Genomic DNA, 21329 nt, shown 5'->3' with positions numbered 1-21329 from the left:
TAAAAATAAAGCCAATCATTAATTTGTTTATATCGTAAAAATATGGAGAGCATTCAATTAAGCATTAAAGGAATGAAGTGTGGAGGTTGCGTTAGTACAGTGGAGAAAATATTGAATAATACCAATGGTATTGAAAATGTTTCTGTTAATTTGCTCACTGAAAGTGCATATTTTGAAATTAACAAGAAACACATAGAAATAGAAACAATTCTCGAAAACCTAAAAGATAATGGTTTCCCATCAAAGATTTACATAAATGATTTTTCAAAAAAAATAAATAAAGCAGAACTTGAAAAAAAAAAGAAATGGAATAATCAATGGAATAAACTAACTTTTGCTCTATTACTTTTATTATTTTCAGGCTTAGGTCATCTTGCAGAAGGAAGCTATATAAATTTGCCAATATTGGGTAATATATTTTTTCACGCTTTATTAGCAACATTAGCTTTATTATTTCCTGGAAGAGGAATAATTATTAATGGATTTAAATCATTTATAAAGAATCGTCCAGATATGGATTCTTTAGTAGCTCTCGGAGTAACTAGTGCATACATAACAAGTCTTCTATCCTTAATATTTCCTGCCACTGGTTTTCCTTGTTTTTTTAATGAACCGGTAATGCTACTTGGATTTATAATGATTGGGCGTTTTTTAGAAGAAAGAGCTAGATTTCAAACTGGTTCTTCAGTTGTAGATTTATTAGATCTTCAACCAGAAATGGCAAATATTTATAAAGAAAATAACCAAATAAAGTCAATAAGAATAAATGCTTTAAAACCTGAGCAAGAAATTCAAGTTTTAGCAGGAGATAGGGTACCTGCTGACTGCATTGTTACGCTAGGTACTTCATATGTTGATGTTTCACATATTACTGGAGAATCCAAACCTATCGAAGTAAAAGAAGGAGAATATTTATCAAGCGGATCTTTAAATCTTAATTCTACTCTTAGGCTCAAAGTAAAGAAGGTTGGAGGGGATTCATCTCTTGCAAAACTAGTAAGTCTTATAGAGTCTGTAAACGCTAAAAAGCCTCGGATTCAAAGAATTGCTGATGAAATTGCAGGCAAATTTACTTACTTCGTACTTATTTTTGCTACTGGAACCTTCTTCTTTTGGTGGAAAGGGGCAAGAAATATTTGGCCTGAGTTATTAAGTCATAATCATCATGAATTCATCTCAAAATCTAGCCACACACTTCATAATTCGCTTGGAAGTAACGCTGATAATTTCCTTAGTTTAGCGATACAATTGTCAATTGCTGTTTTAGTGATAGCTTGTCCTTGTGCATTAGGTTTAGCCACACCAACTGTAATAACTGTCGCATCGGGTAAAGCAGCAAAAAAAGGGGTTTTATTTAAAGGCGGTGACAAAATAGAGATCGCTTCAAAAATTAATCACATTATTTTTGATAAAACAGGTACCTTAACAAAAGGTGAGCCTTTCATAGTTGATTATAAAAATAATAATGATCATTCATTTTTATTAAGAATAGCTGCCAGTTTAGAAAAGGAAAGCAGACATCCAATCGCAAATGCCTTAATTCAAGAGGCAAAGAAACAAAATTTAAGTTTATTTCCAATCAAAAAAATTTTCACCCATTCTGGTAGAGGTGTTTCAGGAGAACTTGATTCAATTGATGGACTTATTAATATTGGAAATATTGAATGGCTACTAAGCAAAGGAACAATAATTGATGGAGATGCCAAAGAAGTCATTGAAAATGAAGACACAAAAACTAACACAGTCATTGGTGTAAGTATCAAAGATAAGTTATTAGGATTTATATTGTTAGGAGATTTACTCAGAGATGATGCAATAAAAACAGTTCAAAATTTGAGAGAAAACAAATTTAAAATTAATATATTAAGTGGAGATAGAAAACATACAGTTTTAGCTTTAGCAAAAAAAATTGGTTGTAAAGAATCAGAAGTAAAATGGGATCTTCTTCCTCAAATGAAATTGAAAACTATAGAAAGTTTTAAAATAAATAATAAAGTAGCAATGATTGGTGATGGCATTAATGATGTCCCAGCCTTAGCATCCTCTGACTTAGGAATTGCAGTGGGATCTGGGACTCAAATAGCCAAGGCAAATGCAGATGTAGTATTGATGGGGGATCAACTAAATGGATTACCCTACGCATTAAATCTTGCAAAAAAAACTATCAGAAAAATAAAGCAAAATCTAATATGGGCTTTTGGTTACAACTTAATAGCTATACCACTAGCAGCCGGCATTTTATTCCCTCAATACGGTATTCTTCTCACTCCCTCAATAGCAGCATTATTGATGGCTACTAGCTCTATTACAGTTGTTATTAATGCTTTATCTTTAGAGTAAATGAAAGGAAAATTTATTGTTATTGAGGGTATTGATGGATGTGGTAAGACTACCCAAATAGATGAACTATCTAAATGGCTACCTAATAGTGGTTTAATAAAGAAAGGGTCTAAATTAATCACAACAAGAGAGCCTGGAGGGAGTCTTTTAGGGAAAAAACTTAGAGGATTAATCCTTGATAATAATGAAAATAACAAGCCTTCATCGCTCACGGAATTATTACTTTATTCAGCTGATAGATCTGAACACGTTTCAAAAATTATTTCACCTGCTTTGAATAAGAATGATTGGGTAATAAGTGATAGATTTTCAGATTCCACCCTGGCTTACCAAGGTTATGGAAGAAATATAAATTTAGAAATAATTAAAAATATTGAATCTATTGTTTGTCAAGGAGAATATCCTGATCTGACTTTCTTTTTAGAAATTTCTCCAGAAGAAAGTATACTCAGAAGAAAAAATAAAATTCCAGATAGAATAGAATCAGAAGGTATTAGATTTTTAGAAAAAGTAAATGAAGGCTTCAAACTAATTGCCAAAGAAAAAAACTGGAAAGTAATATCTGCCTCACAAAATATTAAAACTATTTCTAATCAAATTAAAGAGACTTTACTAAATAATTTTTCTAAAAACAAATGACTGAGATTCAAAAAAAAAATATTTTATTTAATGAAGAAGTCGATACTTATCTTAACAGCATAATTAAAAATAAATCATTTGCTAATGGTTATATATTTTATGGTGCTAAAGGTGTAGGAAAAAAGCAAACTGCTCTTAGATTTATAAAAGAAATTTTTAAAAAATCTTCTCCAAGCGAAAATGTTGAAGAGAAAATTACCAACTATAACCATCCTGATTTTCTAATTATCGAGCCTGATTCTCTTTTGGCAACAAAAAGTTCAAGAAATTCCAATCTCGAAAAAACAATAAAAAGTGGATCTGAGATTATAAAAATTGCTCAAATACGTAATATTAAAACTTTTCTTGGCCAGAAATCAATAAACTCAGAAAAAAAAATTGTATTAATTATTGATGCACATCTTTTAAACGAAGCAGCCTCTAATTGCCTTTTAAAAACCTTAGAAGAACCCAGTAATGGAATTTTTATTTTACTAACATCTAAATTAAACCTTCTCTTAGATACTATTATTTCAAGATGTCAAATAGTCAGATTTCGATCATTTTCTAGTAAACAAATAAAGTTTATTTTGGAAGATTATTTAGATACTTCTAAATCAAAAATTAATACAAAATTAAAATATGAAGATTTAATAATTTCTGCAAATGGATCTCCAAATCAATTATTGAAAAATATTGAAATTTTGAATAATTTTTCAGATGAAATTATATCTAAATTAGATAAACCAATAAAAAGTAGTTTGGAGATATTTGAAGTATCTAAATTAATATCCGAAAAATTAGAAATTTATCAACAGATTTGTTTGGTCAATTTAATTCAAATTATCTGGTGGAGAAAGACAAAAGATATTGGTTTAGTTAAAAAACTTGAAAATTTAAAATTTAACTTAAATAAAAACATTCAACCGAGGTTGTCATGGGAAATGACTTTTTTAAAAATTGCAATGAAAGATATACAAGACTAATCTACTGTAGAATTTATCAAATCTGAATTTCTTGCTTGAAGAAACTCTTGCCTAGCAGTTTCAACTTGAGAACCAATTGGTAACTCAAGACAGTATCCTGCACCATATACAGTTTTTATATATATGGGCTTACGTGGATCAGGTTCTAATTTAGTGCGTAAATGTCTGATATGCACTCTTATTGTCTCAATGTCATCATCAGGTTCGTATCCCCATACTTCTTTAAGAATTAATGCTGGCGATACAGTTTGACCATGCCTCTGCAAAAGACAGTGAAGCAATTCAAATTCAAGATGCGTTAATCTAACAGGAGATTCAAACCAAATAGCTTCAAATCTTTCCGGCACAAGAGTTAAAGGACCGTAATTTAATATTTCTTGCTGGTTACTAGAATTCAATTGTGCTCTATTTGTTCTTCTTAATAATGCTTTTATGCGTACATGTAATTCTTCTAGATCGAATGGCTTTGTAATGTAATCGTCTGCTCCAGAATTAAATCCAGTCACTTTATCTTTAAGGCCACCTAATGCGGTAATCATCAAAATTGGGATATTTGACGTTCTTTCATCTCTTCTAAGTCTCTGGCATAAAGTTAATCCGTCAACGCTTGGCAACATTAAATCTAAGAGTATTAAATCTGGTGAGTATTGAAGAGCTAGTGCTTGTCCTTTAATACCATCTTCGGCTCTTTGTACATCAAAACCAGAATGTTCTAAATGCCTAGCAACCAAATCACGCATATCACGATCATCTTCAATTAAAAGGATTGAAATTTTCATATTTATGAACTATTAAATCAAGATTAAGTTTTAGTACTATGATTCTCTCAAGAATTTATAAAGATTGCTTAATTTGTGTAAACAATTTTATCAATTAGATTTCTCGAACATCTCAATACTGGCAGTGTTTTACAAAGAAATTACAAATTTTTAGAAAATTTAAATTTTACAATTTCTTTCGATTCTATTTATTTTTTCTTAATAATCAGAGGAATATTAGAAAAAAAATATCTTATTCTAATTGTCAAATCAAGTTATCTGAAAATGAAATATTCAGTTATTCTCAGTTTTCAAAGAAGATTTTCATGAGTTTAAAGTTTTTGATTTCTTCTAAGTGTTTAAACTAGAAATTTTGTCTATATTAAAAAAAATTTAAGTATTTATGAAAAAGAAGTCATTTATCTATGCTGATTTATCAAAAAAACAATTAGAAAAACTTAAAGAATTTTATGTTCAAAAAAAAGTTGAGTCTATGAGTCATCAAGAACTGAAACAATATGTACAAGAAGTTATTTCTCATCAGGTAAACGATACTATTGATAAAGAAGAAGAAATGGAAGCATGGAGAGAAATGTCAGATTTTTTTGGAGAGCAATTTGAGATAGTTATCCTAGACATACAAACAAAATACAATGACGAGAAAAACGTTCTTGAAAAAGAAATAGATTCTCAGAAACTAAGAATAGAATTGCTTGAAAAGAATAATTCAGGTCAAGAGAAAAAGGATATGTGGGATGACTAGAATTTCCTGAAAGGTGTAATTCGTACAATACAATCAAAAATATATCTTAATTATATAGAACTTAAAATCAATTAAATAACTTTTTTTGGCTTAAATCGAGAATTTGACGAATGTTCTGATTACTGTTCTTTAAACATATAAATTTAACTTTTTTGACATATTTAATTTGTTGATTAATTAATAACTCTTATTGTTCTGATTACTGTTCTTTAAACATATAAATTTACTATGATGAATTCCTCCAAAGTACAATCTTAAAAAAATTGCATAGCAACAAGTAACCTTTATTGAGGTGACTTTGCATGACTGTTTGAGATGTGTAAACTCCCCGGGCGGGATTCGAACCTGCGACCAATCGATTAACAGTCGATCGCTCTACCGCTGAGCTACCGAGGAATATAAATGAATTTAGCTCTTTAAAGTGCCTTATGACAAGTAAAAAATTAATTATATTCAAATTTTGATGGTTCTTGCCAACTAGATAAAAAACCATTTTTTAACTCTGCTACTGAATCAGCGTAAATTAATTCTTCATAACGATGCGTAATCCATAAAGCGGATAGAGGTTTTTTATGGTCACTTGTAAGATTTTTAATAGTTTTTAAAACTTTTAATTGGCTGGTTTGATCAAGTAAAGCTGTAGGCTCATCCAAAAGAATAAAATTTCTATTACTAATAAGAGCGCATGCAATAGTTAAGCGTTGTTTTTGCCCACCACTTAAAGTATGTAATGGCCTTTTTTCAAAACCAGCCAATCCCACTTGATCAAGCACATATACAATTCTTTTATTAATTTCATTTTGACTTATATTTTGATTAACATTAATCAAAAGTTCACTCCTACAATTTGGCATCAATATTTGATGATCAGGGTTTTGAAACACCATGCCAATATTTGCTTTAGAGTTAATAAAACCACTTTTGGGTTTAATAATTCCATTAATTAATTTTAAAAGAGTACTTTTTCCGCTACCGTTTTTACCTACAACCATCCAAAATCCAGGTTTTTTTATTGAAAAGTTACATTTAAAAATTAAATTTTCTTTTTTCCCAGGATATGAAAAAGAAACATCTTTGAATTTAATATAAGGTGTTTCATTTCCAAAAGAATCTCGCATTAATCCTATCAATCTATGTTGAGAGAAAATCCTGGTCTTTTAGCTCCTCCTGCTACTGACGATTTTTCATATATCTGAACAGAAATGATTTCTTTAGCTCTGACAGTAATTAATTTATCTTGCACTTTATCACAACTTAATTCGATCAAGTTTGAGGACTCTAAATTTTCATTCATAGAATTTTTTATTTCATCATAAATTCGTTTAATATCATCAAATTCTTTCTTCTGAATTGAAAGTGGAAAAGGTGAATATCTAAGACTTAGTTCCAAAGAATACATAAACAATATTAAAGCTACTTTTTATAATAGTAAATATTTTTACGCAGAAAGTTATTTTAAATTAAATTCGTTTGAGAAAATTATATATAAAGATCTTTAAATACAATTATTATGTGTGTAGGAGATTTTATTTTACAATTTAAAAATCATTTCATGGAAATAGCAAATGATATAACTTCTCTAGTTGGAAATACTCCGTTAGTCAAATTAAATCGAATCAGAAAGTATTTTAATTGTTATCCAGAAATAATAGCCAAACTAGAAAGTTTCAATCCATCAGCGTCCGTCAAGGATCGCATAGCTTATTCAATGTTATGTAAAGCTGAAGATGAAGGATTGATAACACCAGATAAAACAACGTTGATTGAAGCAACAAGTGGGAATACTGGCATCGCATTAGCAATGGTTGCTGCAGCAAAAGGCTATAAATTAATTTTAACTATGCCGGATACGATGAGTATTGAGAGAAGGGCAATGTTGAGAGCATATGGAGCTGAATTACAGCTAACGCCTGGGAAAGAAGGAATGAAAGGAGCTTTAGATTTGGCTAATGAATTGTCTTTAAGCATTGCAAATAGCTATCAATTTAATCAATTTGAAAACTTTGCTAATCCAGATATTCATGAGAGAACAACGGCTCAAGAAATATGGTCCCAATCCAATAACAATTTAGATGGGCTAGTTACAGGAGTGGGCACAGGAGGAACAATTACTGGTTGCGCACGTTTTTTGAAAAAAGTTAATCCAAATTGCAAAATTTATGCTGTAGAGCCCAAAAAAAGTGCTGTGATTTCCGGTGAGAATGCTGGGCCTCATTCTATTCAAGGAATAGGCGCAGGTTTCGTACCGAAAGTACTTAATACTAAATTAATTGACGAAGTTATAAAAATAGATGATGATGAAGCATTTTATTATGGACGTTTATTAGCTCGATTGGAAGGTCTTTTATCTGGCATCAGCAGCGGTGCAGCTTTAGCGGCAACTTTAAAAATCGGTGAAAGGAAAGAACTAATTAATAAACGGTTAATAGTTATTCTTCCAAGTTTTGGTGAAAGATATTTATCAACAGCAATGTTTGAATCAAATACCTCAATTCAAGCCAGAAAAGATGGTTATCTTTAATCTATAATTTATAAAAATGTTAAAAAACCTATATGAAGAATTAGGCCTCAAAAAAAATGCAACCAGAAGTGAAATTAAATCTTCATATCGTTATTTAGTTAAGCAACATCATCCAGATACAGGCGGAAAAAAAGAACGATTTCTTGCCATACAAAATGCCTGGGAGACTCTCAATGACCCTATCAAAAAAGAACAATATGATAGAAGTCTTATCTCTTCCAGTTCATCATTTGATTCATCAAATGAAAATTGGGAAGAAAAATTTAATTCAAAAAAACATAATTCGTCAATTAAAGACAAAGAAGTTGAAATATGGATTAAAGAAATTTACACTCCGATCAATAGATTAATTAGTCAAATAATTAAACCTTTGAAAAACGAAATAAAAGAACTATCTGCGGATCCATATGATGACCAACTAATGGAAAATTTTTGCAGTTACATAAGTCTTTCACAAAAAAAAATAGAAAAAGTTGAAAAAATTTATAACAAAAAAATAGTTCCAAAGTCTATTTCAGCTTTAGGCCTCGATCTTTATCATTGTTTTTCACAAGTTAAAGATGCGCTATCAGAATTTGATAGATATACACAAGGATACGTAGATAATTACTTATTTGATGGCAAAGAAATGATCAAAGAAGCAAAAAGAATACAATCAAAGATGTCTATAGAGAAAAAAAATAAAAACTTTTAGATATAGAAATTTTATTGAGTATATTCTTTAAGTTGATCTAATTTCAACCAAACATCTGGAACAGGTCTGCGCCATCGAACCTGAGCATATTCGTCTTTGACTGAAAGAATCTCTCCAGGACCTTGATAGACATAATTAGGTAGATCATCATCACTGGCCAGCGCTTCGATACTTTTTATATAATTTTCTCTATCGACAAAAACTAAGCTTCCTTTCTTGAGAGGTTTTTTGGGAATAGAATCTGTCATAATAAATTCAAGAAAGTTATTTGAAGCCTATTATACAAAAACTTGTTTGAAAACAATTGAAAAAAATTTATACCGGAATAATAATTACAAACGTCTAAAAAATTTAATAGTCTTAAATGATAAACATCTATAAGATATGCGTCTTTTACTACTTGGCTGCACTGGATTCGTTGGTAAAGAATTAGTACCAACACTACTCAATAAAAAACACGAAATATACATTGTAAGTAGAAAACCCATTAGTAAATTAAAGCTTGATTTAGATTTCAATAAGTTTAAATTTTTTCAAATAGATCTATCAAAAGAAAAAAACTGGAACAACGAAAATCTTCTTAATATTTTAAGAGAGACAGATGGAATTATTAACTTGATGGGAGAACCCATAGCAGAAAAAAAATGGACTTCTGAACAAAAACAGGAGATTGAAAATAGTCGTATTAACACCACGAAATTTATGATGAAGACCCTTAAAAATTTAAAAATAAACCCGAAAGTCATTATTAATGGATCAGCTATAGGTTATTACGGTACAAGTTTGTCTAGTGAATTCACTGAAAATAGTCCTGGAGGAAAAGACTTTTTATCTAATCTTTGCAAAAAATGGGAAGCGGTTGCCGCTGAAAAACCATTTTTCTCAAGGTTAGTTATTTTTAGAATTGGAATTGTTCTAGAGAAAGACGGAGGTGCATTAGGAAAAATGCTTCCTGTATTTAAAGTTGGATTAGGTGGACCAATTGGAGATGGTAAGCAATGGATGAGTTGGATTCATAGAACTGATTTATGTGCATTAATTATTAAAGCATTAGTTGATAAAAAGTATTCGGGAGTATTTAATGCTGTTGCACCAAATCCAGTCTTAATGAGAGAATTTTCTCAAACTTTAGGCAAATGTCTGAATAGACCTAATTTACTTCCAGTGCCTGGAGCGGTTTTAAAAATATTGTTAGGAGATGGAGCGAAAGTTGTTTTAGAAGGACAAAAAGTAATTAGCAGTAAAATCAAAAATTATAATTTTAAATATCCTCTTCTTGAGAAAGCAATTTACGCCTCCACCAAGAATTAATACCGTTTACTAAAGCACCAATAATAAGAATTGTTATCAATGGAACTACAAGAGGATTCCAAACTATCTGAATAAAATTAATAAAAATAAATATCCCATTAAATTGCATGATGATTGCAAAAATAAAAAATATTGCAAAAAAAATGACTGTAAATAAATTTATTAATAACAAATTATCGATAATTTGTTTTAACTTATTTTGATTATTCTCCTTAGTCATTTTTTTATAACAATATTCATATCATCAACCATTTTAAGACAAGCTTTGTTTTCACCCAGTCTTTTTTTAGCATTTTCATTACATGAGATCATAAACTTCTTATTTAGCTGTATGAGGTATATTATTTTTATGATCAATTTAATTGTCTGATTAATTTGATCATTTTTGTCTTTATAATTACTGGCACAAAAAACATATTTTCCAAGCAAACGTCTTTGCGCTTCTGCAAAAGTTTTTGTAAATTGTGGACCTTTACCTTCAATCTGAATAACCGGTTTTCCTAATCCAATCGCTTGCTCTGCTGCTGTTCCTGCCATGCTAATACAGCATCTACTTTTCAATAATATTTTGTCAAAACTATTCCAATATATATTCACTTCAAAAAATTTATATTGGAATTTCAAGAGATTATTATCATTTATATTTTCTATTTTTAACCATCCTCTTTTTTGAAATATCTCCTTTATTTTTGATGAAGATAGAGCATTAACTATTGCAAAATTAAACTGAATTTTTTGAAAATATCTTAAATCTGACAATGACTCTAATACCTCTAAAATCAAAACAAAATTATCGAAAACCTCAGGGAATCTACTTCCTGGAAATAATCCAATACTAAATTCATCTTTATTTAATTCTTTTTTTCTAGGTAAAAACTTATCCATAAATGGGTTACCTAAAAAAGATACTTTCTTTTTTAATTGCAATGTTAAATCATTAGCTGTAAGGGAATCTCTCGTATATATTTTTTTTGCTTTTTGTGAAAGCAAGAAAAATTTAGAAGGCCATGGTAATTTCAACCTTCCTTCATAATGGCTGGAATAAGCAACTAGATATGTAAAAAAATCTTTCTTACAAACCCATGCAAAAAAAACTGGCACAATATCTCCAACTACAAAAAAATAATCATATTTTTTTCTTATTTTAAAAGTTAAATATAATTTTTTTAGAAGATAAAATATTTCGCCTCCTAATATCTCAGTAAGTCTTCCCTTAAAAGAATTATAACCAATTCCTCCAGTTCTAAATTCCTTAGTTTTACCGATAATCTTAATTTTTTCTTTTTCGTAATGGTTTCCCATACCAACAATTGGCAAAGCATGAACAGAATAACCACTTTTTACGAATTGTTTAGCTATTAGACTGCCAGATAGATCTTCTCCATGCCCATTACTTAAAATTAAAATCTTAAACAATTTAAAATTCCAACCATTTTTTTACTTTGGTTAACTCAGGCCAATCTGGATATCTACTTAATCCGTCTTCAACAGATTCTTTCAACTCACTTTTCACATCAGGCATCATCATAGACATTTTTTTTATTAACTCAATATGATCTCTAACACCTTTATTATTGGTAGCCAAAAGAGCTAAAGACAAATTCATTCTTGCTTGTGGATCTTGCTGATTTAATCGAACAGCTTGTCTGGCAGCTGACAAAGCTTCTTCATTATTTTTCAAAAGTAATTGAAGCCATGATAAACAAGTCCAAGCAGCAAAATGATTTGGAATTTGCTGTATAATTTTTTGAAAATCTTGAACGATTGGAATTAAATCTTGCCCTGCTTTATATCTTGATAAAGCTGCATTAAAATCCTCTTCGATGGGATTAATTTCGTTATTCATTATTTATTAAACTGCAAAAGAGCTTCCGCAACCGCAAGTTTGAGAGGCATTGGGATTTACAAAATTAAAGCCACCTCCAATTAATTCCTTACTAAAATCTAACTGCATTCCATAAATATATAAAAGACTTTTAGGATCACAAACAACTTGAAAGCTTTGATCAGCTTTTAATGAATAATCATAAACTTTATCATCAGGATTTATTTCATCAGTTCCTATAAAATCCATCGTATAACTCATCCCACTACAGCCGCCAGATCTTACTCCTACCCTTAGTGCTTTTTTATCACTTTGGCCCTTCAATAAATTTGAAATTTGTTCTATAGCATCATTCGTAATTAAGATACCTTTGCCATCATCAGAATTTTTAATTTCCTGTTCAACTTCTACATTTTCCATAAACAAGGGATTTCTACTATTTATAATATAAAAACTTAATCGATAGGATGCATAGAACAAACGTTATCCAAACTTGATTTGTTATAATTCTAAGAAAAAGTGAAAATTGCAATAGTTGGTTCTGGATTAGCTGGTCTAACAGCAGCAGTCAATTTAGTTGATGAAGGCCACGAAGTAGAAATTTACGAGAGCAGGTCATTTTGGGGAGGTAAAGTAGGAAGTTGGGAAGATAAGGATGGCAACCACATAGAAATGGGTTTACATGTATTTTTTTATAATTATGCAAATCTTTTTAAATTAATGAAAAAAGTGGGAGCTTTAGACAATTTACTCCCGAAAGATCATACTCATCTATTTATCAATAATGGTGGTAATTTAAAATCTTTAGATTTCAGATTTCCTTTAGGTGCTCCATTTAATGGACTAAAAGCTTTTTTTACCACCGAACAACTTACTTGGGTAGATAAGTTCAGAAATGCCTTAGCTTTAGGGACAAGTCCAATCGTTAGAGGATTGATAGACTATGAAGGCGCAATGAAAATAATTAGAGATCTAGATAGAATTAGTTTTAAAGAATGGTTTTTAAACCATGGTGGAAGTGAAAAAAGTTTAGAAAGAATGTGGGATCCTATCGCATATGCATTAGGGTTTATTAATTGCAAAGATATTTCAGCAAGATGCATGCTAACTATATTCATGATGTTTGCTTCAAAAACAGAAGCCTCAAAACTTAATCTTTTAAAAGGTTCCCCACATAAGTGGTTAACGCAACCTATCGTCGACTACATCACAAACAAAGGAGCAAAAATACATCTTAACCATAAGGTAGAAGAAATCATTTATAAAAAGGAATCTTCCTCTTATTCAGTAAATCAATTAAAAATATCTTCTCCTGAAGGAATTAAGGCAGTGTTTGCGGATAAATTTCTAGCTGCCTGTGATGTTCCTGGAATAAAAAAAATAATTCCAAAAGAATGGTATCAATTTAAAGAATTTGAAGGTTTAAAAAAACTTAGAGCTGTAGCTGTTGCCACAATCCAATTAAGATATGACGGTTGGGTTACTGAATTACAAAAAGACAATACTGGAAACGAACCAATTGGACTAGATAACCTTCTTTATTCTGCTGATGCCTCTTTCAGTTGTTTTGCTGATTTAGCACTAGCAAGTCCAGCAGACTATAGAAAAAAAGATATGGGATCGCTTCTCCAATGTGTTTTAACTCCTGGCGATAGATGGATGGGAAGATCCACGGAAAGAATTACAAAAGAAATTGATAAAGAAGTTCGCCGTCTATTCCCATCCTCAAAAAACCTTAAATTGCTTTGGAGCAACGTAGTACAAATTCCACAATCACTCTATAGAGAAGCTCCCGGTATGGAACCTTTCAGACCCGATCAAAAAACATCTATATCTAATTTCTTCATGGCTGGTAGTTATACAAAACAAGATTATATAGACTCTATGGAGGGAGCTACAATGAGTGGTCATTTAGCTGCCGCCGCAATTTTAGAGAAGAAAGCCGAATTAGCAAAAAATCTTGCAGTAAGTTAACTAATGGGTACTTGGCTAAAACATGACGTAATAACAGTTGTTAATGCGCCTCTTGAAAATGTATGGGACACATGGAGCGATTTAGACTCAATGTCACTTTGGATGAGCTGGATTGAATCTGTAAAAACAGTTGACGAAGAAACTAATACGTTACCAGATTTAACAGAATGGACTTTAGCTGCAAATGGCTTTAGGTTTAAATGGAAAGCTCAAATTACAGAAAGGGTTGAAAAAAGCAAACTTAAATGGAAATCAATAGGAGGTTTACCAACTGAGGGATCAGTAGTTTTCGAGAGTAAAACTGATCAAATCACTACGGTAAATTTAGCAATAACTTATGAACTACCAAAAATGATTGCTCGGTTTATGGAAGAAAATATTTTAGGGAAAATGGTTACAAACGAATTACAGGCCAATATTGATAGGTTCAAAGATTTAGTTGAAAAGAACTATAAAAAAAATTTTTCTAATTAAAGATATTAATTGCTACATCTAGTAGTCCTTCAAAAGTATATTTTTGTGCCTGACTATCAACTCTTCCAAAAATCTTGTTACATATTTTTGTTGTCTGAGGTCCAATAGTTAATAACTTAATTTGATCAAAATATTCTAACCATTGTTTACCAAGTTTTTTTTCTAGTAAAAAGGCAGCATTTACTACGGTTTTACCGCTTGAGAAAATAATTGCATCGACTTTTCGATTAGAAATAATCTCAATTGTTTCTTCCGGAATTGATTCAGGACATCTAGTTTCATATGCAGCAACCTCAAATACACGAGAACCAGCCTTTCTAAATTGATCTGCAATTAAATCCCTACCACCTGTTTGAACTCTTGGTACAAAAACTCGAAGTCCATAACCAGATACTGGGAAATTATCAATTAAACTTTCAGCAACAAATTCTGGAGGTATGAAATCAGCCTTAATCCCAAAATCATCAAGAGTTTTTGAGGTTTTTTCTCCGACTACTGCGATTTTTGTTTTTTTAGAACATTCTTTTAATGAACTATTAAAATGTCTAAGTCTTTTATCAACAAATTTGATCCCATTACTACTGGAAAAAATAATCCAATGAAAATCATTTATTTGATTTAATGCTTCATCAAGAGGTTTCAAATCATCAGGATCAGCAATACTTATTGCAGGTAAATCAAATACATTGGCGCCCTTGCTTATGAATATCTTTTTTATATCCAATATCCCTTCTTTTGATCGAGTAATAATTATATTTCTTTGATCAAGGGGTAGATCAACTTTTGGCATCTTTGTCCTCAACATTATGATTTTGATTTTTATTTTTTAATTCATCGAGAAGTTTCAAGACTGATAATCCTTTATCAAGAACAACATCGTCTTTAAAAATTATCTCTGGAACTCTTCTCATCTCAATTCTTTTTCCTAAACTATGCCTTATAGAGCTTTTAGCAGTATTCAAGTTTTCAACAATCTCTTTCCTCACTTTCTCTTGAGCAGTTGAAGTTATATAAATTTTACAGTGTTGCAAATCACCTGATAAATCAATCTTAGAAATATTGACGAAATGATCTCTAATAAGATCATTTTCTAAATCATTCTGCAAAATAAGAGTAATTTCTTTCTTCAAAAGAGAAGAAACTTTTGCAAGACGGTAATTATTTGGCATTATGATTGTAAATTTATTGGGTTTGTCATCGCTTGCAAGACAAAATAAACAGTTATGAAAGCACTTAAGACAGAAGATATCAAACCTACTATTGTGAGTGGATTTGATCTATTCTTAAATAAAGGTTCAAGCAAAGCAACAAGTCCCCCAACAATGATAGATATCAAATACTTTGGATATCTTGCAACATTAGAGAAAAATTCGCCCATCAGCTCCACAAATAGATTACTTTTTTAGCTAAGTTTTAACAAACCTTAAACAGCATGATTACATTATATCAATTTAGGCATAGTGCTTTTTGTTTAAAAACAAGAATGGCTCTTCATGCAAAAAAACTACAATATCGAGTTGAAGAAGTAACACCTGGAATAGGTCAATTTGAAATCTTCAAATTATCAGGTCAGAAACAAGTCCCTGTAATTGTAGATAGTAATGATCAAATTATTAGTGACTCTTCAACTATTTGCGAATATTTAGATAAAAAAAATGATAACAATCCACTCTTTCCTGAAGACCCAATGTTATTTGCGCAATGCAAATTAATTGAAGACTGGGCAGATACTGCAATGGCAACAACTTGTAGAAAAGCTTTAATAAAATCTGCAATAGAAAATCCAAAGCTGAGAACTGCATTAATTCCGGATGAAATACCCTCTTCAGTTAAAAGTATTGTTGATAAATTACCTTTTGGAAATCTTAGTAAAATCTCTAATGTAGTGTTGTCTTCTAAAGATAATTTAGAACTCCAAAAGTTACTAGAAGCTTTATCAAAATCTTTGATCAACAAAAAATATTTAGTTGGAGATAGTATATCTATTGCAGATATTTCAATTGCAGCTCAATTATCCCTTCTTAAATTTCCAAAGTCTGCAGGGCCAATTCTTTCTGGAGAGGGGAGTCAAGAATACATAAATAACCCTTATCTAGAAAATCTTTTCATGTGGAGGAACAACTTAGAAGAATATCTTTTCAGTGCTAATTCTCAATAAATTCAAAAGTCAATTTATATTTATTTGTTTTAATAGCATGAATAGAAGGATCACCAACTTTTGAACCATATGAAGCAACATATTGCACTCCACAAATTGATGGTTTGATTGAATTATTAACTTCCAATATTTCTTCAGAACATTTTTGAAATTTACTAATTGTCTCTACCTGATTGATCCTTGAAGCACCTGGCTTATGCGCTGTTTGTATAACTAGCTCATCTGCGAAAAAAATATCATCATCTTGGATCTGATTTCTCCCCGTAATTCTTGAATCAATATAAAAATCATCTTTTAAATAAGTAATTTGATTACTAATTGATTGAGGATCATTTACAACCTTGATTAAGGTGTCACCAAATATTGCTTTTCCAATAGATTCAGAATTTTTTGCACGATTACCAACAATTAAATCTGAATCATTCTTAAAGAAATTTACTTTATAAATAACTGGCTCTTCTGAATCATTAATTATATCTTGAGAAGTAACAATCCAATTCCCCTCGAACCACTTAGGATAAATTAAATCTTTAGATGTATCAGATAATTTAAAATTTGGTAAATATAATTCTGGCCATTGATTTACACGATTTTCTAAAAACTCTCGTACGTTAGAATTTACTAAAGCTAAGGAACTTTCTAAAAAAATTACTTGAAAAGTAAAGCAAAGAATTAATCCAAGAAGAATTTTCATTATGTCAAATCCACTAATAAGAGCATCAGATCATTATGTATTATTAGAGCCAGATTCAAAAGAAAAAATTGTATCAAAGCAAGAAGCAATTTTATGGTTAAAGAATTGGCTTAGTAAGACAGAAACACAAACAATATATCAAAATATAGAAGATCTTGATCAGGAATTTTTTGAAGAATTATTGGAAAGCACTTATGAATTAGAAATAAAATTTGGATATGTTATCAAATGGTTTGCAGTAAGGATTGAACCAGATTAACTAATTATTTCTTTATGAATTTTATTGATTATTTTCATAGCAACTTCTTCAATATTTTCCCCTTTTACCTGAATTCTTAAATCTGCTTGAGAATACAAATTTTTTCTAGATTGAAAAATGCTCATATATAAATCACTAAGATTCCTTCCCTGAAGTAGTGGCCTTTTTTCAATTTCATTTTTCAATCTTTCAATTGCTATATCTTTGTCGAGATCTATCCAAACAATAATTCCCTGTCTCAAGATTCCCCAGTTTTCTGATTTGGTAACTATTCCTCCTCCAGTTGAGATTACTAATGAAGGAATTTTGATAGTTTCTTTAAGGCAGTTTGCTTCTAATTCACGGAAATTATCTTCTCCTTCATCTTTAAAAATTTGATAGATAGATTTTTTCGCCAACTTCTCTATTAATGAATCCAAATCAATATATTTATACTTCAATAATTCAGCCAGCTTCAAACCAGTTTTTGACTTACCAGAACCCATCATTCCTATTAAAAATATGCTTCTGCCCTTGATAGTATGAACTGTTTTTTCGATAATGGATTGTTCCATAAAGACAAAAGCGTATTTAAAACCTTAAGATAGTATTATCGCAGATAGGTATGACTTCTACACAATCCAAACCATCACATGGAAAAGGACGTGAATGCGTCATAACTAGACGTGCCTGCTTTAGTTCTAGTCACCGTTATTGGCTTCCTGAAAAAAGCCCAGAAGAAAATTTATCTCTTTTTGGAAAGTGCAGTATTGCTCCAGGTCATGGTCATAACTATGAACTTATTGTTTCAATGGGTGGAGAACTAGACTCTGATGGAATGGTACTTAATCTCTCTGATGTAAAACACTCTATTAAAGATAAGGTTACTGGACAATTAGATTTTCGTTTTTTAAATGATGTCTGGCCTGAATTTAATGTTAATGATCAAGAGGGCATACTTCCCACAACTGAAGCATTAGTAAAGGTCATTTGGAGTCGTCTAAAGGATGATTTACCTCTTACAAGTCTAAGGCTTTATGAAAACCCAAATTTATGGGCAGATTATTTTGGAAAAAACATGGAAGCATTTTTAACAGTTCAAACTCATTTTGCAGCCGCTCACAGACTTGCAAAAGAAGAGATATCCTTTGATGAAAATAAAAAAATCTATGGGAAATGTGCCAGAGTTAATGGACATGGTCATAACTATCTTGTCGACATAACTGTAAAAGGAGAAATTGATAAAAGAACAGGAATGGTTTGCGACTTATCTTCCCTCCAAGAGATAATTAATGATTTGGTTGTTGAACAACTAGATCATACTTTTCTAAATAAAGACATCGAATTTTTCCATAATTGTGTTCCAACTGCTGAAAATATAGCTTTGTATATTTCTGATATTCTTAAAAAACCAATAAATAAACTTGGTGCAACATTACACAAAATAAGACTCCAAGAGAGTCCAAATAATGCTGCAGAAATTTATGTTGATCAAAAGTTAACTAATTCATTAAAGTTGACATTTGAAAATAGTTTAGTCTCACAAACTTGAGTATCCCAAAAGTAATAATTGTTATAGCATCTAGTCTTGATGGGAGAATTGCATTTCCTAGAGGCGGAGAATCACATCTTGGAAGCGAAGATGATAAAAAAATGTTAAATGAAAACTTATCAACGGTTGATGCCACTATTTTTGGTTTAGGTACTTTAATAGCTCATCAATCAACTTACCTAATTAAAAATCTCAATGATAATAACGAAGTAAAGATATCAAAAAGCCAGCCAATTTCTATAATTGCTTCAAATAGTAAAAAATTTAACAGTAATTGGAAATACTTTCGACAACCAATTAGAAGATGGCTAATAAGCTCAAGTAAAGTTGATAATTCTTCTAATAATGACTTCGAGAAACAACTCTTTTTCGAAGATTCATGGGGAAAAACATTAATTTCACTCAAAAAACAAGGGATAAATGATCTTGCTCTTTTAGGAGGTGCAAAACTTATAAATTCATTTATAAAAGAGGATCTAATAACAGATATAAAAATTACAATAATTCCACGAATTATTGGAGGGAGATATACATGGATACCTCCGGAACAAACCAATGAGATTTTTAATCTCAATAGACTATGGGAAATAAAATCAATTAAGAATTTAATGAATAATGAAATCCACGTTCATTACAAAAAGATTTGAAATAGATTCAATAATAAATGAACCAAAAAGTACATAAAGTTGAAGTCAAATTGTCAATTAAGGAAATCTCCAAGGAGATATGGAATGAATTAGCAAATGAAATCAATAATCCATTTTATGAATGGAACTGGCTTAAAAACCTTGAAATATCAAAAAGTGTTTCGAGAGAAACTGGTTGGCAGCCTCTATATTTTGTTGCTTATAAAAATGAAGAAATATTAGGAATTGCTCCACTTTTTTTAAAAAATCATAGCTATGGAGAATTTATTTTTGATCAATCATTTGCAAGATTAGCTCAAGAGCTTAATTTAAATTATTACCCTAAATTAATTGGAATGAGTCCTTATAGTCCTGTAAATGGATATCAATTTCTTTATAAAAAAAATAACGATAAGAAAGAAATTACAAATTTACTCTTAAACCATATCGAAAGCTTTGCGATTACAAACAAAATTTTAAGTTGTAATTTTTTATATATTGATGAAAGCTGGGGCAACCATCTTATATCTTTGGGATACCATGAATGGATAAATTCCAGCAGTGAATGGAGGAGTAATGGAGAAAAAACGTTTGATGATTTTCTTTCAAGATTTAACTCTAATCAGAGAAAAAATATAAAAAAAGAGAGGAAATCAATTATTAAACAAGATATTAAAGTTGAAATTTTTAATGAAGATGATATCAACCAAGAAATCCTCAAAAGAATGCACAATTTTTATGAACAGCATTGTTCTAGATGGGGAGTTTGGGGAAGTAAATATCTAACATCTTCATTTTTCGAAAAAATTATTGAAAATAAAAAAAATCTTTTACTTTTTAGCGCATCAAAAAATGATTCAAATGATATTTTTGCTATGTCGATGTGCGTTAAAAATAAAAACAACTTATGGGGTAGATATTGGGGTAGTCAAGAAGAAATTTCTAATTTACATTTTGAATTATGTTACTATCAGCCAATTGAATGGGCAATAAAAAATAGTATAGATTTTTTTGATCCTGGAGCAGGTGGTAAACATAAAAGGAGGAGGGGGTTTTTTGCAAAAAGCACCGTTAGTATGCATAAGTGGTTTGACAAAAATATGGATAATATCATTTATCCTTGGCTAAATGAAGTTAATAAACAAACCGAGATGGAAATTGATTTTGAAAATAAATCTATACCCTTTAAATAAAAAATTATTTAACTTTACCAAAGATTATATTAGTATTATAGTCTTTATTAACTTCTAATAATGGATTCTGGTAAAAGTTTCGATAAAAAAATAAAGATTGATAATAATCTATCTAACCGACATATAAACTTAGATCCAAACGGTTATTTTATTATAAAAGTAGATTTAGAAGAAAATAAAATAATTTTAGAGCACTTTCTAAATAATATTAATGATGATGGATATGCGCTTGACCCAGAAACAAATGAACCAATTAAATGCGACTCTCAAAATAAAAGAGTTAGTAATGAAGTTTTTGAAGGTATAAGTGCGAAACAACTTGGAATATTGATCACTGAAGAAAGAAATGACTTAATAACCAGATTCGATCATGCCCTATACTTAGGCCGGGAACTACAAAAAGCAGAAGAATGTTTATGCAAAAAATTACCCTATATCCAAGATTAAGAAATTAAACGAAAAAATCTAATCTTTTCATCTGATGTTAAATTAAATGAAAATAAAAAAATTAATGAACATCATTTTCTATTTTGCATTTATTGGTTTTGGTTTTGGAGCTGCTTTCGCACTAGATAAGCTCTTAAGAGCAGTTAAATTAATTTAA

At 30.2% G+C, this 21329-nt stretch carries 29 protein-coding genes and 1 tRNA gene; 16 read left to right on the top strand and 14 right to left on the bottom strand.

The window, feature by feature from the left end:
• Positions 1-42 precede the first annotated feature (42 nt).
• The 3 genes from HA144_RS00695 to HA144_RS00685 are packed head-to-tail and all read left to right on the top strand — an operon-like array spanning position 43 to position 3944.
• Positions 43-2340 carry a heavy metal translocating P-type ATPase gene (locus HA144_RS00695; protein WP_209041547.1) on the top strand — a complete coding sequence of 766 codons (2298 nt, stop codon included), beginning with the start codon at positions 43-45 and terminating at the stop codon, positions 2338-2340.
• The gene (tmk, locus tag HA144_RS00690; protein ID WP_209041545.1) at positions 2341-2979 is read left to right on the top strand and encodes a dTMP kinase; all 639 of its coding nucleotides are present in this window, start codon (positions 2341-2343) and stop codon (positions 2977-2979) included.
• Positions 2976-3944, top strand: a complete 969-nt coding sequence (locus HA144_RS00685) for a DNA polymerase III subunit delta' (protein WP_209041543.1) — start codon at positions 2976-2978, stop codon at positions 3942-3944. The genes tmk and HA144_RS00685 overlap by 4 nt, the downstream gene beginning before the upstream one ends.
• Here HA144_RS00685 and HA144_RS00680 read toward each other — a convergent pair.
• Complete coding sequence (locus HA144_RS00680; protein ID WP_209041541.1) at positions 3941-4723, bottom strand: response regulator transcription factor; 783 nt, start codon at positions 4721-4723, stop codon at positions 3941-3943. The genes HA144_RS00685 and HA144_RS00680 overlap by 4 nt on opposite strands.
• Before the next feature lie 382 nt (positions 4724-5105).
• Here HA144_RS00680 and HA144_RS00675 point away from each other — a divergent pair, with 382 nt between their 5' ends.
• Positions 5106-5465: a DUF7326 family protein gene (locus tag HA144_RS00675; protein ID WP_209041538.1), complete on the top strand. Its 360-nt coding sequence runs from the start codon at positions 5106-5108 to the stop codon at positions 5463-5465.
• A gap of 324 nt (positions 5466-5789) precedes the next feature.
• On the opposite strand, the gene HA144_RS00670 is transcribed toward HA144_RS00675, so the two are convergent.
• From HA144_RS00670 to HA144_RS00660, 3 genes are all read right to left on the bottom strand, one after another.
• Positions 5790-5861: transfer RNA gene (locus tag HA144_RS00670), tRNA-Asn, on the bottom strand.
• 47 nt (positions 5862-5908) lie between these two features.
• The gene (locus HA144_RS00665) at positions 5909-6583 is read right to left on the bottom strand and encodes an ABC transporter ATP-binding protein (RefSeq protein ID WP_209041536.1); all 675 of its coding nucleotides are present in this window, start codon (positions 6581-6583) and stop codon (positions 5909-5911) included.
• 8 nt (positions 6584-6591) lie between these two features.
• Complete coding sequence (locus HA144_RS00660) at positions 6592-6864, bottom strand: hypothetical protein (protein WP_209041534.1); 273 nt, start codon at positions 6862-6864, stop codon at positions 6592-6594.
• Between the two features lie 153 nt (positions 6865-7017).
• On the opposite strand from HA144_RS00660, the gene cysK reads away from it, so the two are divergent.
• Both cysK and HA144_RS00650 read left to right on the top strand, forming a co-directional pair.
• A complete protein-coding gene (gene cysK, locus HA144_RS00655; RefSeq protein ID WP_209041532.1) occupies positions 7018-7986 on the top strand; it encodes a cysteine synthase A in 969 nt (322 codons plus the stop codon).
• 16 nt (positions 7987-8002) lie between these two features.
• Positions 8003-8680 carry a J domain-containing protein gene (locus HA144_RS00650; protein ID WP_209041530.1) on the top strand — a complete coding sequence of 226 codons (678 nt, stop codon included), beginning with the start codon at positions 8003-8005 and terminating at the stop codon, positions 8678-8680.
• Between the two features lie 11 nt (positions 8681-8691).
• Here the strand turns inward: HA144_RS00650 and HA144_RS00645 are convergent, their stop codons facing one another.
• Positions 8692-8928 (bottom strand): NAD(P)H-quinone oxidoreductase subunit O, encoded by a 237-nt coding sequence (locus HA144_RS00645; protein ID WP_209041528.1) that lies wholly within the window; start codon positions 8926-8928, stop codon positions 8692-8694.
• Between the two features lie 136 nt (positions 8929-9064).
• Between HA144_RS00645 and HA144_RS00640 the strand changes: the two genes are divergently transcribed.
• Positions 9065-9991 (top strand): TIGR01777 family oxidoreductase, encoded by a 927-nt coding sequence (locus HA144_RS00640; protein ID WP_209041526.1) that lies wholly within the window; start codon positions 9065-9067, stop codon positions 9989-9991.
• Here the strand turns inward: HA144_RS00640 and HA144_RS09485 are convergent.
• From HA144_RS09485 to HA144_RS00625, 4 genes are read right to left on the bottom strand one after another with little or no spacing between them, the layout of a single operon-like run.
• The gene (locus HA144_RS09485) at positions 9942-10211 is read right to left on the bottom strand and encodes a hypothetical protein (protein WP_025890277.1); all 270 of its coding nucleotides are present in this window, start codon (positions 10209-10211) and stop codon (positions 9942-9944) included. The two genes, HA144_RS00640 and HA144_RS09485, sit on opposite strands and share 50 nt — an antisense overlap.
• The gene (locus HA144_RS00635; RefSeq protein ID WP_209041524.1) at positions 10208-11407 is read right to left on the bottom strand and encodes a lipid-A-disaccharide synthase-related protein; all 1200 of its coding nucleotides are present in this window, start codon (positions 11405-11407) and stop codon (positions 10208-10210) included. Before HA144_RS00635 ends, HA144_RS09485 begins: the two co-directional genes overlap by 4 nt.
• A gap of 1 nt (position 11408) precedes the next feature.
• A complete protein-coding gene (locus HA144_RS00630) occupies positions 11409-11837 on the bottom strand; it encodes a tetratricopeptide repeat protein (RefSeq protein ID WP_025880236.1) in 429 nt (142 codons plus the stop codon).
• 6 nt (positions 11838-11843) lie between these two features.
• Positions 11844-12236 carry a HesB/IscA family protein gene (locus HA144_RS00625; RefSeq protein WP_209041522.1) on the bottom strand — a complete coding sequence of 131 codons (393 nt, stop codon included), beginning with the start codon at positions 12234-12236 and terminating at the stop codon, positions 11844-11846.
• Between the two features lie 99 nt (positions 12237-12335).
• Here HA144_RS00625 and zds point away from each other — a divergent pair, with 99 nt between their 5' ends.
• Both zds and HA144_RS00615 read left to right on the top strand, forming a co-directional pair.
• Positions 12336-13790, top strand: coding sequence for a 9,9'-di-cis-zeta-carotene desaturase (gene zds, locus HA144_RS00620; RefSeq protein ID WP_209041520.1), 1455 nt, complete (start codon positions 12336-12338; stop codon positions 13788-13790).
• Positions 13791-13793: 3 nt separating this feature from the next.
• Entirely contained in the window at positions 13794-14264 is a 471-nt protein-coding gene (locus HA144_RS00615) for an SRPBCC family protein (RefSeq protein ID WP_209041519.1), read from the top strand.
• On the opposite strand, the gene HA144_RS00610 is transcribed toward HA144_RS00615, so the two are convergent.
• Genes HA144_RS00610 through HA144_RS00600 form a run of 3 tightly spaced genes read right to left on the bottom strand, consistent with a single transcriptional unit; the run spans position 14257 to position 15642 of the window.
• Positions 14257-15054, bottom strand: a complete 798-nt coding sequence (locus HA144_RS00610; protein ID WP_209041517.1) for a uroporphyrinogen-III synthase — start codon at positions 15052-15054, stop codon at positions 14257-14259. The genes HA144_RS00615 and HA144_RS00610 overlap by 8 nt on opposite strands.
• Positions 15041-15433: a 30S ribosome-binding factor RbfA gene (rbfA, locus tag HA144_RS00605; RefSeq protein ID WP_209041515.1), complete on the bottom strand. Its 393-nt coding sequence runs from the start codon at positions 15431-15433 to the stop codon at positions 15041-15043. Before rbfA ends, HA144_RS00610 begins: the two co-directional genes overlap by 14 nt.
• Positions 15433-15642 carry a DUF751 family protein gene (locus HA144_RS00600; RefSeq protein ID WP_032515879.1) on the bottom strand — a complete coding sequence of 70 codons (210 nt, stop codon included), beginning with the start codon at positions 15640-15642 and terminating at the stop codon, positions 15433-15435. The genes rbfA and HA144_RS00600 overlap by 1 nt, the downstream gene beginning before the upstream one ends.
• A 54-nt stretch (positions 15643-15696) precedes the next feature.
• Between HA144_RS00600 and HA144_RS00595 the strand changes: the two genes are divergently transcribed.
• Positions 15697-16422 carry a glutathione S-transferase family protein gene (locus HA144_RS00595; protein WP_209041513.1) on the top strand — a complete coding sequence of 242 codons (726 nt, stop codon included), beginning with the start codon at positions 15697-15699 and terminating at the stop codon, positions 16420-16422.
• On the opposite strand, the gene HA144_RS00590 is transcribed toward HA144_RS00595, so the two are convergent.
• A complete protein-coding gene (locus HA144_RS00590; RefSeq protein WP_209041511.1) occupies positions 16409-17116 on the bottom strand; it encodes a DUF6816 family protein in 708 nt (235 codons plus the stop codon). The two genes, HA144_RS00595 and HA144_RS00590, sit on opposite strands and share 14 nt — an antisense overlap.
• A gap of 1 nt (position 17117) precedes the next feature.
• Between HA144_RS00590 and HA144_RS00585 the strand changes: the two genes are divergently transcribed.
• On the top strand, positions 17118-17375 hold the full coding sequence (locus HA144_RS00585) for a chlororespiratory reduction protein 7 (RefSeq protein WP_209041509.1): 258 nt from the start codon (positions 17118-17120) through the stop codon (positions 17373-17375).
• Here the strand turns inward: HA144_RS00585 and HA144_RS00580 are convergent.
• The gene (locus HA144_RS00580; protein ID WP_209041507.1) at positions 17372-17929 is read right to left on the bottom strand and encodes a shikimate kinase; all 558 of its coding nucleotides are present in this window, start codon (positions 17927-17929) and stop codon (positions 17372-17374) included. The genes HA144_RS00585 and HA144_RS00580 overlap by 4 nt on opposite strands.
• A 50-nt stretch (positions 17930-17979) precedes the next feature.
• Between HA144_RS00580 and HA144_RS00575 the strand changes: the two genes are divergently transcribed.
• The 5 genes from HA144_RS00575 to petL all read left to right on the top strand — a co-directional run bounded on the left by HA144_RS00575 (position 17980) and on the right by petL (position 21329).
• Entirely contained in the window at positions 17980-18906 is a 927-nt protein-coding gene (locus tag HA144_RS00575) for a 6-pyruvoyl trahydropterin synthase family protein (RefSeq protein WP_209041505.1), read from the top strand.
• A complete protein-coding gene (locus tag HA144_RS00570) occupies positions 18903-19553 on the top strand; it encodes a dihydrofolate reductase family protein (RefSeq protein ID WP_209041503.1) in 651 nt (216 codons plus the stop codon). Before HA144_RS00575 ends, HA144_RS00570 begins: the two co-directional genes overlap by 4 nt.
• Before the next feature lie 17 nt (positions 19554-19570).
• Complete coding sequence (locus HA144_RS00565) at positions 19571-20725, top strand: peptidogalycan biosysnthesis protein (RefSeq protein WP_209041501.1); 1155 nt, start codon at positions 19571-19573, stop codon at positions 20723-20725.
• Between the two features lie 60 nt (positions 20726-20785).
• Entirely contained in the window at positions 20786-21172 is a 387-nt protein-coding gene (locus HA144_RS00560; protein WP_209041499.1) for a DUF4346 domain-containing protein, read from the top strand.
• Positions 21173-21236: 64 nt separating this feature from the next.
• A complete protein-coding gene (gene petL, locus HA144_RS00555) occupies positions 21237-21329 on the top strand; it encodes a cytochrome b6-f complex subunit PetL (protein WP_011375671.1) in 93 nt (30 codons plus the stop codon).

The organism is Prochlorococcus marinus XMU1404, assembly GCF_017696175.1.
Classification (GTDB): Bacteria; Cyanobacteriota; Cyanobacteriia; order PCC-6307; family Cyanobiaceae; genus Prochlorococcus_A; species Prochlorococcus_A marinus_X.
The sequence above is the reverse complement of the archived record's forward strand: the minus strand, read 5'-3'. Positions and strand labels throughout refer to the sequence as shown.

Coding starts and splice junctions, on each gene's coding strand:
- HA144_RS00640 (WP_209041526.1), top strand. CDS start 9,065: ATGCGTCTTTTACTACTTGGCTGCACTGGATTCGTTGGTAAAGAATTA.
- HA144_RS00645 (WP_209041528.1), bottom strand. CDS start 8,928: ATGACAGATTCTATTCCCAAAAAACCTCTCAAGAAAGGAAGCTTAGTT.
- HA144_RS00685 (WP_209041543.1), top strand. CDS start 2,976: ATGACTGAGATTCAAAAAAAAAATATTTTATTTAATGAAGAAGTCGAT.
- tmk (WP_209041545.1), top strand. CDS start 2,341: ATGAAAGGAAAATTTATTGTTATTGAGGGTATTGATGGATGTGGTAAG.
- HA144_RS00675 (WP_209041538.1), top strand. CDS start 5,106: ATGAAAAAGAAGTCATTTATCTATGCTGATTTATCAAAAAAACAATTA.
- HA144_RS00650 (WP_209041530.1), top strand. CDS start 8,003: ATGTTAAAAAACCTATATGAAGAATTAGGCCTCAAAAAAAATGCAACC.
- HA144_RS00575 (WP_209041505.1), top strand. CDS start 17,980: ATGACTTCTACACAATCCAAACCATCACATGGAAAAGGACGTGAATGC.
- HA144_RS00560 (WP_209041499.1), top strand. CDS start 20,786: ATGGATTCTGGTAAAAGTTTCGATAAAAAAATAAAGATTGATAATAAT.
- HA144_RS00590 (WP_209041511.1), bottom strand. CDS start 17,116: ATGAAAATTCTTCTTGGATTAATTCTTTGCTTTACTTTTCAAGTAATT.
- HA144_RS00610 (WP_209041517.1), bottom strand. CDS start 15,054: ATGCCAAAAGTTGATCTACCCCTTGATCAAAGAAATATAATTATTACT.
- HA144_RS00695 (WP_209041547.1), top strand. CDS start 43: ATGGAGAGCATTCAATTAAGCATTAAAGGAATGAAGTGTGGAGGTTGC.
- HA144_RS00665 (WP_209041536.1), bottom strand. CDS start 6,583: ATGCGAGATTCTTTTGGAAATGAAACACCTTATATTAAATTCAAAGAT.
- HA144_RS00595 (WP_209041513.1), top strand. CDS start 15,697: ATGATTACATTATATCAATTTAGGCATAGTGCTTTTTGTTTAAAAACA.
- cysK (WP_209041532.1), top strand. CDS start 7,018: ATGGAAATAGCAAATGATATAACTTCTCTAGTTGGAAATACTCCGTTA.
- HA144_RS09485 (WP_025890277.1), bottom strand. CDS start 10,211: ATGACTAAGGAGAATAATCAAAATAAGTTAAAACAAATTATCGATAAT.
- HA144_RS00565 (WP_209041501.1), top strand. CDS start 19,571: ATGAACCAAAAAGTACATAAAGTTGAAGTCAAATTGTCAATTAAGGAA.
- HA144_RS00580 (WP_209041507.1), bottom strand. CDS start 17,929: ATGGAACAATCCATTATCGAAAAAACAGTTCATACTATCAAGGGCAGA.
- HA144_RS00615 (WP_209041519.1), top strand. CDS start 13,794: ATGGGTACTTGGCTAAAACATGACGTAATAACAGTTGTTAATGCGCCT.
- HA144_RS00680 (WP_209041541.1), bottom strand. CDS start 4,723: ATGAAAATTTCAATCCTTTTAATTGAAGATGATCGTGATATGCGTGAT.
- petL (WP_011375671.1), top strand. CDS start 21,237: ATGAACATCATTTTCTATTTTGCATTTATTGGTTTTGGTTTTGGAGCT.
- HA144_RS00660 (WP_209041534.1), bottom strand. CDS start 6,864: ATGTATTCTTTGGAACTAAGTCTTAGATATTCACCTTTTCCACTTTCA.
- HA144_RS00630 (WP_025880236.1), bottom strand. CDS start 11,837: ATGAATAACGAAATTAATCCCATCGAAGAGGATTTTAATGCAGCTTTA.
- HA144_RS00600 (WP_032515879.1), bottom strand. CDS start 15,642: ATGGGCGAATTTTTCTCTAATGTTGCAAGATATCCAAAGTATTTGATA.
- HA144_RS00585 (WP_209041509.1), top strand. CDS start 17,118: ATGTCAAATCCACTAATAAGAGCATCAGATCATTATGTATTATTAGAG.
- rbfA (WP_209041515.1), bottom strand. CDS start 15,433: ATGCCAAATAATTACCGTCTTGCAAAAGTTTCTTCTCTTTTGAAGAAA.
- HA144_RS00625 (WP_209041522.1), bottom strand. CDS start 12,236: ATGGAAAATGTAGAAGTTGAACAGGAAATTAAAAATTCTGATGATGGC.